This is a genomic window from Bifidobacterium thermophilum (assembly GCF_002846655.1).
GTDB classification, from domain to species: Bacteria; Actinomycetota; Actinomycetes; order Actinomycetales; family Bifidobacteriaceae; genus Bifidobacterium; species Bifidobacterium thermophilum.
The window spans coordinates 37,628-53,121 of record NZ_PCGX01000001.1 but is presented as its reverse complement, the minus strand read 5'-3'; the positions used below and the strand labels follow the sequence as shown (position 1 = coordinate 53,121).

General features: G+C 61.0%; 9 protein-coding genes and 1 tRNA gene. 3 read left to right on the top strand and 7 right to left on the bottom strand.

What is annotated here, in order from left to right:
* Window positions 1-185: 185 nt before the first annotated feature.
* From CQR48_RS00190 to CQR48_RS00160, 7 genes are all read right to left on the bottom strand, one after another.
* On the bottom strand, window positions 186-809 hold the full coding sequence (locus tag CQR48_RS00190) for a LytR C-terminal domain-containing protein (protein WP_015451348.1): 624 nt from the start codon (window positions 807-809) through the stop codon (window positions 186-188).
* Window positions 810-841: 32 nt separating this feature from the next.
* Window positions 842-1,768 carry a 4-(cytidine 5'-diphospho)-2-C-methyl-D-erythritol kinase gene (locus CQR48_RS00185; RefSeq protein WP_101451566.1) on the bottom strand — a complete coding sequence of 309 codons (927 nt, stop codon included), beginning with the start codon at window positions 1,766-1,768 and terminating at the stop codon, window positions 842-844.
* On the bottom strand, window positions 1,765-2,721 hold the full coding sequence (gene rsmA, locus CQR48_RS00180) for a 16S rRNA (adenine(1518)-N(6)/adenine(1519)-N(6))-dimethyltransferase RsmA (RefSeq protein WP_101451565.1): 957 nt from the start codon (window positions 2,719-2,721) through the stop codon (window positions 1,765-1,767). The genes CQR48_RS00185 and rsmA overlap by 4 nt, the downstream gene beginning before the upstream one ends.
* A gap of 50 nt (window positions 2,722-2,771) precedes the next feature.
* Window positions 2,772-4,328 carry an aggregation-promoting factor C-terminal-like domain-containing protein gene (locus tag CQR48_RS00175; protein ID WP_101451564.1) on the bottom strand — a complete coding sequence of 519 codons (1,557 nt, stop codon included), beginning with the start codon at window positions 4,326-4,328 and terminating at the stop codon, window positions 2,772-2,774.
* A gap of 566 nt (window positions 4,329-4,894) precedes the next feature.
* Window positions 4,895-4,968 (bottom strand) — tRNA-Thr (locus tag CQR48_RS00170).
* A 384-nt stretch (window positions 4,969-5,352) separates the two neighbouring features.
* Window positions 5,353-6,345, bottom strand: a complete 993-nt coding sequence (locus CQR48_RS00165; RefSeq protein ID WP_015451343.1) for a DsbA family protein — start codon at window positions 6,343-6,345, stop codon at window positions 5,353-5,355.
* 137 nt (window positions 6,346-6,482) lie between these two features.
* A complete protein-coding gene (locus tag CQR48_RS00160; protein WP_180335079.1) occupies window positions 6,483-8,744 on the bottom strand; it encodes a serine/threonine-protein kinase in 2,262 nt (753 codons plus the stop codon).
* Between the two features lie 249 nt (window positions 8,745-8,993).
* On the opposite strand from CQR48_RS00160, the gene CQR48_RS00155 reads away from it, so the two are divergent.
* The 3 genes from CQR48_RS00155 to CQR48_RS00145 all read left to right on the top strand — a co-directional run bounded on the left by CQR48_RS00155 (window position 8,994) and on the right by CQR48_RS00145 (window position 15,407).
* Window positions 8,994-11,918, top strand: coding sequence for a glycoside hydrolase family 3 protein (locus CQR48_RS00155; RefSeq protein WP_101451562.1), 2,925 nt, complete (start codon window positions 8,994-8,996; stop codon window positions 11,916-11,918).
* A gap of 437 nt (window positions 11,919-12,355) precedes the next feature.
* Window positions 12,356-14,809 carry a glycoside hydrolase family 3 C-terminal domain-containing protein gene (locus CQR48_RS00150; protein ID WP_244898852.1) on the top strand — a complete coding sequence of 818 codons (2,454 nt, stop codon included), beginning with the start codon at window positions 12,356-12,358 and terminating at the stop codon, window positions 14,807-14,809.
* On the top strand, window positions 14,802-15,407 hold the full coding sequence (locus CQR48_RS00145) for a GtrA domain-containing protein (RefSeq protein ID WP_143252435.1): 606 nt from the start codon (window positions 14,802-14,804) through the stop codon (window positions 15,405-15,407). The genes CQR48_RS00150 and CQR48_RS00145 overlap by 8 nt, the downstream gene beginning before the upstream one ends.
* Window positions 15,408-15,494: the final 87 nt, after the last annotated feature.

The following is a 15,494-nucleotide window of genomic DNA, read 5'->3' as shown; positions in this document are numbered from 1 at the left end:
GCCGTGACACGCCGTGTTATGCCATGGCATAACACGACCAGCCCTTTTCCCGTACCTGAACTTTCTCCGTGCCCAGATCTATTTCTACAAACTGGTTATGCTGAGCGCATCCCCAGCGTAACCAGTTTGTGAAAGTGGGGGAGTGGGGAAAGCAGGTGCCGACTGGTGTGTGGTCAGCGTATGCGTCAGTTCACCGCGTCATGGGCTAGGGCCTTGGGCAGATTCGTCATCTTGCTGCTATCGAGGCAGCCGCTGACATCGGTGATTTTCGCGCCCTTGCCCAGCACCTTCGACTTGGTTTTGAGATTGTCGAAGGTGGCGCCGAGCACCACGTCGATGAGCTTGTCCTGACGGTCGTCCATCTTCATAACTGCATCGGTGAAGTTGTCGTTGAGCGTGTACGCTTCGTTGATGGTGTTCTTGCCGTAATAGATGATGGTCCGCTTGACGTCAGTCTTCTGGTAGTTCGACACGTTCTCCACGGTGAACCCGCGATTGGTGAGTGCTTCGCCGACAGCGCGCGCAAACCCCGAATGCTGGGTGCCGTTGAGCACGCGGACGTGGACGGTCGAGTTGTCAACGTATTTCGCTGTTCCTGATGAATCCGGCACGGCGCAGGCGGCGGAGACGCCATAATTCGGCAGCGTCTCGGCGGTTGACACCGAGCCCAGACCGAATACATGGAACGAGAACAGCAGGGCGATGATCAACGCAATCACCATGCCCATGATGGTGAAAGTAAACACCGCGGTCTGACGGTGGCGCACATAGGCTTTGCGTGCCGCGCGTTCATCATAGATTCCGGTCATAGCATCCTCTTCGTTCCTGTATCCATCTCACTCTACCGGCAATCGCTGACTCCACGGGCGACATGGATCCGCGGCACGGCCGGTGCCTGTGCTTCGATGATTCGATCGACGGCATTGCCTGCGCGCCACGACTCGGCGACCGCCGACAGCGCGCGGGAATTCGGCACGAAAGCGACGACGGAAGGTCCTGAACCAGATACGAATGCATGGGTCGCTCCGGCTGCGATCGCCAAGTCAATTGCCGTGCCGCTGCGTGGATGAAGCTGCACCGCAGCATACTGCAAATCGTTGGCCGGCTTGACGTCGCCGGTATTGTGCCGCCCGTCGCCAATCCGGTCGAACTCGGCATACACACGGGGTGTGCTGAGCTGCGAATCGTACGCACCGACGAGCACCAAACCCGCGAATCCTTGATTGCGCAGCTGTATTGCGGATTCGCTGTCCGGCGGTATCGGGGTGATGCGCTCACCGAATCCGGTACCGTGCGCATATCCGCCGGTCAGGCAGAACGGCATGTCGGCGCCCAGTGTTGCTGCGACCTGCTGCAAGCGGTCAATCGGCCAATGCAGATCCCACAGCGTGTCGAGCGCCAGCAGGGTCGCCGCGGCGTCCGCCGAACCTCCGGCCAAACCTGCTGCGACAGGGATGCGCTTGACGATATGCACGTCGACATCGGGGTTATGCCCGCTCGCCTGCGCCAACGCGTTGACCGCGCGCACGGCATGGTTGTGGCTGTTGTCGCCGTTGCCTGCGAGGTCGGCAAGGTCTGCAAGATGCTCCCCGTCCATCGACAGCCGTACACCGCCGCCGGGTTGCGTGGGGGACACGGTGACCGTGTCGTAGACGCCGAGCGCGCAGTAGATGGTGTCAAGCTCGTGCCGTCCGCCCCAATCCGCATGTTTCGCGCCCACATGCAGGGTGATATTGGTCTTCGCGGGGCAATCCACGCTCACCTTCATGCTGATGCCCGCTCTCCGACGGTGCTGGTGTGCGCGGTCCGTGCGACCGTAAGGCGTGTGAATTCTTCAATGGTCAAGGTCTCGCCGCGCCGGGTCGGATCGATGCCGGATGCCGTGAAGGCCTCCGGGGAAACCATGTGTTTGAGGGCGGCGTGCAAGGTCTTGCGCCGCTGCCCGAAGGCGGCATCGACCAGTGCGAAGACATCGTCGCGTGCGACCCCTAGGCTGGAGGCCTCCGGCAGCTGCCCGCCGGGATATCGGGTGAAGGTCACCAGCGCGGAATCGACGTTCGGAGCCGGCCAGAACACGTTGCGGCCAATCATCGCCGAACGCTGTGCGATGCCGTACCATGCGAGTTTGACGCTGGGGGTGCCGTAAATCTTGCTTCCCGGCTTTGCGGCGAGCCGGTCGGCGACCTCTTTTTGCACCATGACCGTGAAGCGGTCCAGTTGCGGGAAGCGTTCAAGCAGAGTCAGGATGATCGGCGTGGCCACGTTGTATGGGAGGTTCGCGACCAGCGTGATGTGCGGGGCTGTTGACAGCTCAGGCGTGTCCTCGGGGGTGACGCTCAGCGCGTCGTGGTTGATTACATGCAATCGGTCCGCGGCTTGCGGCATGAAGTCCATGACGGTGTCGGGAAGGCGTTGTGCGAGGGGTGGGTCGATTTCAATCGCAGTAACATCGGTTCCGGCTTCCAGCAGCGCCAACGTGAGTGATCCGAGCCCCGGACCGACCTCCAACACGGTGTCGCCGGCCGAAACGCCGGATTCGTGGACGATTTTTCGGACGGTGCCCGGGTCGATGACGAAATTCTGCCCGAATTTCTTGGTCGGGTGGATGCCCGCCTCGGCGGCGATACGGCGGATATCCGCGGCTCCGAGCAGGTGCCCGGCATGTTCCGGGGCGTTGTTCTTCCGATTGTTCGCCGTCTGCAGGGGTGTTGTGGTATTCATTCGTGCTTCTTGTCGAGTTCGGTTGCGTGGTGGTCGGTGGAGGGAATCGATCAGTACCAGTTGAAATCTTTCCAATGCTGCCAGGCGACGGAGGGTTTGCCGTAACGGATGGTGATGTAATACAGGCCCCAGTCGATCTGGACCGCGCCGTCATCCTTCCAGTTTGCCCCGAATTGAGCCATTTTGCTGCCCGGCAGGGATTGGGGGATACCGTAGGCGCCCGATGTGGGGTTGCCGGCGGACCAGCGCCAACCGGATTCCTTGGTCCACAGGTTCACCAGGCTTGTCCACTCGTCGCCGGTCCAACCGCGTTGTGCAGCGGCGCCGGCGGCATAGGTCTGAGCTTGCTGGACGGTTGGGTGCCACAGTCTGGAGCCGGCCGCGGACGATCCGCTGCTGCTGGATGACCCACTGTTTGAAGATCCGCTGTTCGACGGCGTGGTTTTGCTTGGGCTGGGGCTTGGTTTCGGCGCCGCAGTCTGGGTTGGTGTTGGGGTCGGTTTTGGCGTGGTCTTGGACGGGCTTGGTGACGCTGTGGCTGTCTTCGACGGCGATGGTGACGGCGAAGTACTGGATGAAGCGCTGCCCGTGGAGGACGGCGAGGACGACGCCGAGGCGGATGGTGACGATGAGCCTGATGATGATGACGAGGAACCTGAGCCACTGGAACCGGAGTCGCCAGAGTTACCGGAATCTGAACCGCCTGCCGCCGCCGATCCGCTGTCCGAACTGCCGGAATCCGCAGAATCGCTGGACTGCTCCGGTCCTACGGCGATGATCTGCATGACCGGAACCGCCGTGGTCTGCGACGAGGTCAATGTCTCACTTTCCTTGACGCCATCCACATACGTGACGTCATACGTGTCGACTTTGGTGCCGTTCTGTCCAGCCTGTTGAATGACGGTCTGCCCAGGCTGCAGGCTGTTGTCGACTACGGTCTGCGTGTCGAAGGGAATGGTTTCCGTGCGGGTTTCGGTCTGATGCTTGACGCGTTGCACGCGCAGGATGGTTGTCCCGTTGTCCCGCTCGACGCTCACGCGGTCTTCCTTGCCGAGCGTGATGCCCTTGGAATCAAGGATTGACGCAGCCGTCAGTTTGCCGTTCGGCGCGATGGACGTGGTGCCGTCCGCTATGACGGTGACCGGGCCGGCCTCGTTGATGACTAGGCCGCCAGTGAGCTGGTTGTAGACGTTCTTGATGTCGACGGTCACTTTCGAAGCGGCCTGTTCGTTCTGCTCGAAGAAGCCGAGCAGCTGGTCCATGCTTGTGGCGACTGTCCAGAACGGGACCTCGGTGCCGTCGATGTTGATAGTCGTCTCGTATGCCGAGCGGATGGTGACCACATCATGGTCTTTGAGCGCGCCTTTCGAGGTGGACTCGATGATGTCATGGGATTTGATGGTGACGCCGCGTTCGCTGAGCAAGCGATCCACCGAGGAGGCATACGTGGTGATTGTCGTGGTCTGTCCGTTGATGGAGAGGGCGACGGTTTTTCTCGCGCCGACAGTGAATGTGCACACTGAGGCGAGTACGACCGCGATTGAGCAGCATGCCACTCTGATGCGACGCAGTATCACCGTGCGTTGTGGAGTCCAACGACGCGCCATGCCATCACCTTCCGAAATCGTAGAACGGGTTGCCTGTCTGGCAGAGCCTCTGGCTTGCATTGTAGCGACTTGCCCGGGCGCGGTGGGGTATTCGGCGCAGCTCGCAACATTCTCCCACATTCGCAGGGTTCGCTGCCTGCGGTTGCTCGGTTGCTTGGGGGCTCGTGGCGGTCCTGGCGTAACGAGTTTGTGGAGGAAGGGGAGAGGGCGGAACTTGCTGATGTGCATTGCCACACCGCCCGATGCGTATCTGGCTGTCCTGATGCGGATGTTGGCCGATGATTCCACAGCCTGGCCTCGCCCGAAGGCTCCCGTGGCCGGTTTCGCGGAATTCGTATGCGCTGGAAAAAACAAGTCCGCCCCACAGCGGGCGGACTTGGAAGAGAAAGGGGGGCCGAAGAGAAGGGGATGTTCCGGCCCCCCTCAAGGTGAAGCTGGTTGGGGGGACGCTCCACCTTTGTGTTGCCAAGGGTCATAGTTGGGGGGAAGGCCCTTGGCTTACTTACTCGCAGTAAGACTCAACGTGGTGCCACCATTATGGCACAACAATACTGTACCACGTTTCGAGCCTCCTGTCGGGATCGAACCGACGACCTGCCGCTTACAAGGCGGCCGCTCTGGCCATCTGAGCTAAGGAGGCGTTCGCGCGTCGGCGGCAACCGTAGTGTTGTCGCGTCCTGAGCGTACAAGGAACTAGCATACCAGTGCTGACGAACATCGACTCACCATAGGGTCGGAACCGTGTCGTGGGGGCGATGTCGGCATCAAGGAAAGCAACGTTTGCAAAAGTGAATGATGTGTGAAGTTGTTGATATGTTCGCTCAGGACGAACATGGGGTGGATCCCAGAATGAACATCACAGGGGTCATCTCCGCGAATTCAGCACGAGCGTCGCGAACCGTGTTGTGTTGCAGCCGTTGCGCCGCCGTACCTGCAACCCCCGCGTCGCCAGGCATGACAAAAGCCCCGGCCATAACGACCGGGGCGTGAATCTGCTGCGCATACAGCCGCGACGCCGATTCCGTTACTTGCCGGTGTCGATGGCCTTCGGCTTGCCGGAGCCGATCGACGGCATGACGCCGATCTTGCCGACCTGGCTTTCCTTCAGGCCGATGGAGGTGAGAATCGCGTCCTTAATCGACATGTTGTACTGGCCGACCTTCACCAAATCCAGATACGTGCCGTTGATGGTCACGGTAGGCGTGGTCATGTAGCCGGCGTAATTGCCTGAGACGTTCTCAAGCTCCGGCCGCATGCTCGTATAGGTGTCCGCGGCCTTGAGCCAGGCGGTGTAGGTATTCGAGAACGCTTTGGAGGCCACAGCGGTTGAGACCCCGGCCTTCTCCGCCTGCTCCTGCAGCTTCTTGTCGCTCACCGGGACATAGGAGTCGGCTTCGTCAGGCTGGAAATCCTCGTCGTAGATATTTTCGATGTACTTGAGCAGATGCTCCGGGTTGTCGTCGTGCTCCACGATGTACACTGCGGCGTTGGCGGCGCGCGAAGAGTAGTTGTCCGAGGAGCTTGCGTCACGCGAGGTCATCAGATGGAATTCAAGATTGACCTGTCCCGCGTCGAACATCGACGCAAGAGTCGAATCAATCTGCCGGTGCATCGACCCACAGCCCGGGCAGATCGGATCCATATACAGCGCGATGGTGGGGGCGTCGCTAATTGTCTTGTTGTATCCGTTCTTCGAGAACAGGAATCCACCGGTGGAATTCGCCTTTGACGGCTTGGTCTTCACCGCGTTCATCGCCTTTTTCGCGGCGGCGACGGATGTAGGCGAAGCAGAGCCGGATGATGTGGATGTCGAGGACGGATGCGTGTTGCGATAGACCGTGACGCCGATGACTGCCACCAACGCCACGACCACGAGAACCACGATTGCGCCAATCAGCGTCTGCTGTTTGCGCTCGTGTTCCGCCTGGGCGGCCTGCTCCTTCAGACGCGCTTCTTCCTCAGCCCGGCGTTCCGCACGGGTACGGCGTTTGGCGTTCCTCTTGTCGTTCTGGGGCATGATTGTCCTTTCTGGTATGCACGATTCCGCGACCGCGGCATCCATGACCGCTCACTGTCGGATAGTCTAATCGAGGACGGCGAGAACCGCCGGCAAAGTCCCGGATTCTTGCGGTTCCGGCAATCGGCACCGGCCTATCACATGTGCATGTAGCCAGTGACCATCAACGGTACCCAATTGATTGCACCAGTCATCAGCATCGCCACCACGGCGGCGACCACCAGCATCAGCCATATCACGAGCAGCGTTGTCCGTCGGCCGCCCGCGCCCTTGCGTTCCGGCGCGTCGTTTTGGCCGGTCTCACTATTGCCTTCAGCCGGGAGAGTGCTTCCCGTGTCGCGGGGAAGACCGCGCAATGCGCCTGAGCCCAATCGGATTGCGGCGGCCCTAGGCGCGAACACGCTGACAAGCCATCCGATGGCGGCGGCACCTGCCAGGACGCAGCCGCTGACCGACAGCGGATGGCCGGCGAGCAACACGAACGGAACGACCCAGCCGTTGGCATGCCATGGCGCCGGGAATGTCGGCAAATGTAAGGCGAGTGTGGCGATGATGACCACCAGTGTGGCGATGATGCCGGCCAGTAGGGCGCGGGGGATGGTCAGCGCCAGTCCTTTGACGATATGCCACGGCATGGTTGCCACGCGCAACGCGCCATCGCCGCGTTTGCGCGTCCCGCCGCGTTTGCTTTCGCGGTCAAGCTGTGAACCGGTATTCAGACCGATAGCGATGAGCAGCCAGATCAGCACGCCGGCGAGAATCCATGCGATGAGCGGCATCGCCGCCGCGGTGATGGCGACCGGAACGGTCAGCGCAGCGAGCGGGAGCGTTCCGCGCTTGAGATACTGTGCACGCTTGATATCGGCGGGATTGGGCTGATGCTGGGTTCCTGGCACCGCCGCTTGCGTTGCCGGCAGGACCGGTTGCCCGGCCGCCTGCCCGGTTTCGGCTCCATCTTCCGGGAGAATGGACGGCGGCATCGTCTCGTTCGCGGTATTCGCGGTGTTAGCGGTATTCGCGGCGTAGGGGGCGCCGGCGGCATCGGGGAGCAGACGCGTGGGATCGTCATGCGGCATCACTGCGGTCGCGGTAATCGGAACCGGTGCGGCAACAGTAGGCTGGTCGTCGATTACCATGGCGCAATCCGAGGCGTTGGAAGAACTGGCGGTATCTGCAAATTTCGCGGAATTCATATCGGCGCGGGCATCAGCAGCGTCGTCGGGATCAACCGTGTTAACGACATCAGTGGCATCATCGTCGGCATCGGTTCCGCGGTCACCGCCGATATCAGCGGATTCTGGGCCGTTTTCCTCATGGCTGTCGTCGTCCCAGCCGTCGCCGGTATCAGCCACCCACAACGACCTCGGATTGTCGGCTTGCATGGTGGCGTCCCTGGTGGTGTGCCCGGCATTCACCGCATCGCCCCCGTCAAAAGGGAGCATCGCGCCCCCGTCTTCAGAGCGCTCGCTGCCGTCTGCAGGGGGAAACACAACCGTCTGCCCGTCCACCATCTGGTCTTGCGCATCATCCCAAGCGGCCGGATTCAACGCATCCGCGGCGATGGTGTGCAGCAGCTGCTTCGGCGTGCACCTGTGATCGGGGTCCGGGTCGAGAGCAGACCGGAATGCGGCTGCTGTGCGTGCCGGCAGCCCAGAAAGATTCGCGTTGCCGTGCGCCTCGCGCTCCAGCACCGCCATCATCGGCTTCGTGCCGAACACCGGCTGGCCGGTCGCAGCGAACGCCAGCACCGAGGCGGTCGACCACCAGTCCGTCGCCTCGCTTGATTCGGCGCCGTCAATGATTTCCGGGGCAATGAACCCGGGTGTGCCCATCACCAGCCCGGTCCGCGTGACATGGCTTTCCCCTTCGCCCATCGCGATGCCGAAATCCACCAGAATCGGCCCGCTCGCCGCGACCATCACATTCGTCGGCTTGATGTCGCGATGCACGATCCCCGCCGCGTGCACCGCCTCGACCGCGTCAATCAGCTTGCGTGACAGACGCTCCAGATCGTCGCCCACATACCGGCCGTTGGCGGCGACATCCTCGCGCAAGTTCCTGCCCTCGATCAGCTCCGTGACAATGAACGCGACCGCATCATCCAATTCCATATCCACAATCGAGCACACGCCGGGATGTTTGATGCGCCGCAACGCCATCGCCTCGCGGCGCAGGCGCTCGCGGGCGGTCGCATGGTCGCGGGTGGCCTGGCCGGTCGTCTCGCCGTCATCAACCAGGGAATCGCGCAGGATCTTCATCGCGTATTCCTGCCCGCCGTCGTCCTTCACGCGCCAAACCGACCCCATTGCACCACTGCCGAGCCGGGAAATCAGCGTGTAGCCGCCGATTTCCTCGCCTGCTTCGAGATTCAACGCGTTCAAATCGCTCATAGCCCCAATCCTAGTGATACCAAGGTGCAAGCGTGCCGGACCTGTCATGACACGTCGGCAGGTCATGCACGGGAAGCGTGCAGATTATGCACCCGAAATGACAGGATGGGGCGTAGAGGCACGACAGGACATATTTTCTGGTGCAATGGCATCAAGGCATGTTGGACCGCTCCCGAAGACGGGCGACACATCGGTGTGAGGCGTGGAAGCAGCATCGACACGGTCGAGACATGCACCACAAACAAGGAGGAGACGACCATGTTACAGATCAACATGGCAGATGTTGTCGCCGTCATCAACTCGCTGGTGCCGTATCTGGTCACCGCAGGCGTGTTGCTGCTGCTGGCGATCATCATCACAATCGCTGTCAACAAGAAGACCGTGCGCGTTGTGGCGACACGGAAACTCGTGCATTCGCAGTCGTGGCTTGTGGCCTTGGTGGGCATCGTCGTCGCGATTTCCATGATGCTGTCCGGCCCGTTGTCGACCCTGCTCAACAACGCGACGATCACCAAGTACGAACTGTCCTCGAGCACGGTGTCCCAGGCGAACAAACTCGCCAACAGTGTCGAGGAAGAGGCCGTGACCCTGCTGAAGAACGCCGACGCCAACCTGCCGCTGAGCAGCAAGAAGGTCAACGTCTTCGGCTGGGGCTCCACCAACCCGGTGTACGGCGGGACCGGCTCCGGAGCCATGTCCGACCAGTACCCGACGGTATCCATGCTCGATGGCATGAAGAAGGCCGGCTTGACCACCAACAGCCAGCTGACCAAGCTGTACACGGACTACCGCAAGGACCGTCCGCAGGTGCAGATGTTCGCACAGGATTGGACTCTGCCTGAGGTGCCCGCTTCGCAGTATTCCGATTCGCTGATGAACCAGGCCAAGAGCTTCTCCGACCAGGCCGTGGTCGTCATCACGCGCGTCGGCGGCGAGGGCGCAGATCTGCCGACCAACATGAAGGCCAAGGGCATAACCTACCACAACAATTCCAAGGACTATGAGGACTTCAAGGACGGTGAGGGCATTTTGCAGCTCGACCAGACCGAGCGCGATATGGTCAAGCTCGTCACCTCGAACTTCAAGAACGTCACCCTCGTGTACAACGGCGCGAACGCCTTCCAGTTCGACTTTCTCAAGGATTACCCGCAGATCAAGTCCGTACTGTGGTGCCCGCCCGCCGGCCAGACCGGCTTCACCGCGCTCGGCGAAGTGCTTGCAGGCAAGGTGAACCCGTCCGGCAAGACCTCCGACACCTTCCTCAAGGACCTCACCAAGTCCGTCAGCTACAACAACTTCGGATATTTCGCCTACAAGGACGCCGACGCGCAGGCAGCCAGCTACATCGGGTTCACCGGCAAGGAGCAGAAGAGCACCCCGACCTTCGTCAACTATGCTGAAGGCATCTACGTGGGCTACAAGTTCTACGAGACCGCGGCGAGCGAAGGGCTGATCAACTACAATGACATCGTCCAATACCCCTTCGGCTATGGCCTGAGCTACACCGATTTCACCCAGAAGATGGGCAAAGTCACGTACAGCAACGGCAAGGTCTCCCTCAAGGTGACCGTCACCAATACCGGCAAGACCGCCGGCAAGGACACCGTCGAAATCTACTACAATCCGCCGTACACCAATGGCGGCATCGAAAAGGCGGCCAAGAACCTGGTGGCGTTCGAAAAGACCAAGACGCTCGAGCCGGGCGCCTCTCAGACCATCGCCATCTCCTTCGACGACGATGATATGGCCTCCTACGACGAGAAGAACGCCAAGGCATACGTGCTGGAGAAAGGCGACTACCAGATCATGCTGCAGTCCGATTCCCACACCGTACTCGCCACGCAGACCGTGAATGTGCCGAAGACCATCACCTACAACAAGGCCTCCGACACGCATAACGGCGACAAGACCGTCGCGACCAACCAGTTCTCCAACGCGGAAGGCGACGTGACCTACCTGTCTCGTGCCAACCATTTCGCCAACTACGCGAAGGCCACCGCTGCGCCCACCGATTTCACGATGAGCGACGCCGCCAAGAAGGAGTTCACCAACAACAACCTGTACAAGGCAGCCGACCACAACGACGCCAGCGACAAGATGCCGACCACCGGCGCGAAGAACGGCATCAAGCTCAGCGACCTGCGCGGCAAGTCCTACGACGATTCCGCTTGGGACAAGCTGCTGGACGAGCTCACCTTCAACGATATGGACAATCTGATCGCCAACGGCGGCTACGGCACTCAAGCCATCAAGTCCATCGGCAAGGTCCAGCTCACTGACGCCGATGGCCCGGCGGCTTTGAACAACAACTTCACCGGTGTCGGATCGATTGGCTTCCCATCCTCCACGTCCTTCGCCTGCACGTGGAACAAGGATCTGGCCAAGCAGTTCGGCGAGATGATCGGCCAGATGGCGCATGACATGCATGTCGCCGGCTGGTATGCCCCCGCGATGAACATCCACCGCAACCCGTACTCCGGCCGTACCTTCGAGTACTTCTCCGAAGATTCGCTGCTCTCCGGTGCCATGGCGTCCAACGAGATCGCCGGTGCAAAGACCCGCGGCGTGTATTCCTTCATGAAGCACTTCGCGCTGAACGACCAGGAAACCAACCGGTTGAGCATGCTGTGCACGTGGGCCAACGAGCAGTCCATCCGCGAGGTGTACCTCAAGCCCTTCGAAATGAGCGTCAAGCAGGGCGGTGCCCAAGCGGTGATGAGCTCCTTCAACTACCTTGGAGCCACGTACGCGGGCGCTTCCAGCAACCTGCTGCAGACCGTACTGCGTGACGAATGGGGCTTCCGCGGGTTCGTGCTCACCGACTACTTCGGCGGTTATGGCTATCAGAACGCCGACCAGGAAGTCCGTGCCGGCAACGATGCGATGCTCGCCACCACCAAGGTGACCAACCACATCACCGACAAGTCCGCGACTTCGGTCAAGGCGATGCGTCGGGCCGCGAAGAACATCCTGTACACCACCGTCAACGGCTGGCAGTACGAGAACGGTACGCCGAAGGTGCCGACCCCGGTGTGGCGCGTTGCGATGATCGCCGTCTGGTGCGTGACCGCAGTGCTGTTCATCGGTCTTGAATTCCTCACCATCAAGCGCTATATCAAGCGCCGCAATGAGGCCAAGACCGCCGCTCCGGCAGCGTCCAAGGGCGGTGATGTCCAAGCCTGACCCGAACACAACCCCCGTAGCAGAGCCGGGTTGCGCAGCTGCTGACATGCAGCGGTGATCCGGCTCCGCTGGGATTCTTCCTTCCCTTCTTCCCACACGCCGCCGGCGACAGGTTGATTGGCCTGCCGCCGGTGGCGTATTCTTTTGGTGCCTGACTGGGTGGTATTCGGGGAGGACAGGCAGAAGCAGGCGGATATGGACAGGCCGCGTCATGCCCCAACATAAGTGTTCCAACGTCAGTGACCCGGCATTAGCAGTCCAACACCAGCGAGAATACGATGGCGGCGGCAGATGACCCGACCCGGCGCCGACCGAATATGCCGCCAAAGTGACAGGTTGTGCAGATGGCCAGATATGGCGGTTGCGGCTCTGATTGAATCAGAATATACCGAAACGTCACGCGCAGCAGCATGACGGACATAAGGCAGGGAGCAACAATGGACCTTGAAGATCTTTCAACCACCGAGAAAGCGGCGATGCTTTCCGGCGGTTCGGAATGGGATTCGCGCGGCAACGAACGGGCAGGGATTCCGAGTTTCGTGATGAGCGACGGCCCTCACGGCGTTCGCCGCCAGCTCGGATCCGGCGACCACCTGGGCATCGGGGAATCCAAACCGTCCACCTGTTTCCCGACCGCGGGAACGGTCGCGAACTCCTGGGATCCTGCCCTTGCACAGACCATGGGTGAAGCCTTGGGCGCGGAAGCGCACGACCTCGGCGTGAACGTCCTGCTCGGCCCGGGTATGAATATCAAGCGCAACCCGTTGTGTGGGCGCAACTTCGAATACTATGCCGAGGATCCGCAGGTAGCCGGCCGTATGGCAGCCGGCCTGATCCGCGGCATCCAGAGCAACGGAATCGCCGCATGCCCTAAGCATTTCGCCGTCAACAGCCAGGAGCTGCGCCGCCAGGCCTCCAATTCGGTGATTGACGAGCGCACCATGCGGGAAGTGTATCTGACGGGTTTCGAAATCGCCGTGCGCGAGGCCCACCCGCTGGCGATCATGAGCTCGTACAACCAGATCAACGGCGTGTACGCGCATGAAAACCCGCATCTGCTGCGGGACATCCTGCGCGACGAATGGGGCTTCAACGGCATGGTCGTCTCCGATTGGGGCGGCTCGAATTCCGCAGTTGCTGCGGTCAAGGCCGGTGGATCGCTGGAAATGCCGTCCCCCGGGTACACGTCCGTGCGTGAACTGGTCGCTGCGGTCAAAGCAGGTACGCTGTCTGAAGCCGATTTAAACCTGCGCGCGAAAGAAGTCGCCGATATCGCCCGCAACACCGTCATCACCGGGGTCGGGCGGGATGATTTGCTCAGCGAGGCGAATATCAAGGCGCATCACGCGGTGGCGCGGACGGTCGCGGAACAATCAGCGGTCCTGCTGAAAAACGCCTCGAATCACGCCTCCTTACATGGGAATGCCGTTCTGCCGCTTCGTCGCGGCGTGCGTCTCGCCGTCATCGGTGATATGGCGAAAACCCCGAGATTCCAGGGTTCCGGTTCATCCAAAGTCAATGCGACACGTGAAGAGAATATCCTCGACGAACTTTCTGCACGCCAAGATGTGCAGGTCATCGGCTACGAACAGGGCTATGAACGTCAGGGGCAGAACAACCGGGCGTTGCTGGAGGATGCGGTCGCCTTGGCTGCGCGTGATGACGTTGATGCGGTCGTCGCCGTGGTTGGCCTTGACGAGCGCAGCGAATCGGAAGGCCTGGACCGTTCCACGATGGCGATTCCGTCCGTGCAGAACAAGCTGATGGATGCGCTCGCCGCCACCGGAAAGCCGGTCGTGGCAGTGCTTGTCGCAGGCGCCCCGGTTGAGCTCCCGTGGCTCGACAAGGTGTCGGCGCTGCTGTACATCGGCTTGTCCGGCCAGGCGGGGGCTTCCGCGGCGGTGCGCGTGCTCACCGGCGAAGTCAATCCGTCCGGGCATCTCGCCCAGACCTGGCCTTCGCATATCGAAGACGACCCGACTTCCGGCTGGTATCCGGCTCCCGGGCGCGATGCCATCTATCGTGAAGGCCCGTTCGTCGGCTACCGGTATTACGAGACTGCCGGTGTGCCGGTCCGTTTCCCGTTCGGATTCGGCCTGAGCTACTCGCGCTTCGAATACAGCGATCTGCACGCCGACGACAACGGCGTGACCTTCACCGTGGAGAACACGTCGGACATGCCGGGGGCGACGGTTGCGCAGTTGTACGTGCGCGGCCCCAAGAACGGCGTCTTGCGCCCGGACCACGAGCTCAAGGGCTTTGCAAAGGTGTCGCTTGGCGCCCACGAGCGCACGACCGTTCGCATCGATTTCGACCGCTACACCTTCCGGCACTATGACGTCGCCTCGCAGAGCTGGCATGTTGAGCGTGGCGAATGGACGCTGATGATCGGCACGGACGCGCATGACATCGTGCTGCGGACAACGGCCACGATCCAAGGCGATGTCGATCCGATCGCCCCGAATCCGGCGCTTGGTGCATATCTCACCGGCCATGTCAAGGATGTGACGGACGCGCAGATGGCGGCCCTGTTCGGCCATGAGGTCCTCGCCCCAGGCAAGACCATTACGTTCACCATGAACGATCCGATTCTTTCGTGGAAGGACTCCAAGGGCGCTTTCGCCCGGTTCGTCGCCAAACGGCTGGAATCGCGTGAGGAGAAGATACGGCGCAAAACCGGTTCCCCGGACCTCAACACGCTGTTCCTGCTCAACATGCCTCCGCGCGCGATGTGCAAGATGACTGGCGGCATGGTGGATGCCGCGATGGTGCAGGCCGTCGTGACCATCGCCAACGGGCACACCTTCCGTGGCATCGGTTCGTTTATCGCAGGATTCTTCCGCAACAAATCAGCCAACAAACGTATCGCAAAGGAGCTTAATCATGACTGATCACACCACCGCCGCCAAAGGTCGGCAGACGCCGGCGGACCAGCCTCGCCGTGAGGAAAAGCGGCGCGAGCGCGGCCCCATCGGCCATTGGATCGACGAACACCCGAATATCTGGGAGTTCATTCTGTTCAACGTGCTGTCGAATATCTCGACAATCACACGATTCGTGGTCACCTGGATCGGCACGGCCGTGTTCGTGTCGTGGCTTGGCATCACACAGCCGTTCGGCTTCCTGATTTTCGACTACACCGGCAAGGGCGCCAACGGTCTGGGTGGCTTCCTGACCTTCCTGCTCGCCGAGGTGCTCGCCCAGGTGGTGAACTTCATTGTGCAGATGAAATGGGTGTTCAAGTCGGATGCCAGCTTCGCCAACGCCGCTTGGAAATATGCGATTCTCGCTGTGATTATCGTGGTTGTCAACCTCACCTTGCCGGGGCATATCACGTCCCTGTGCGAAAGCTGGGGCATGGCTGCAGGCCTCGCCGCGACTATTGCGTCAGTGGTCAACACCCTGCTCGCCGTCATCGTCAGCTATCCGCTGCTGAAATTCTGGATCATGCCGAAGCATAGCAATACCGACAAGGAGGCGGCCAAGTAGACGATTCTGGCTCTCTTTTCTCTCCTTGACGCCCGTCCGGCGCGCTGGTGCCGGGCGGGCTCTCCTATATCTGCTTTCTGCTATCTG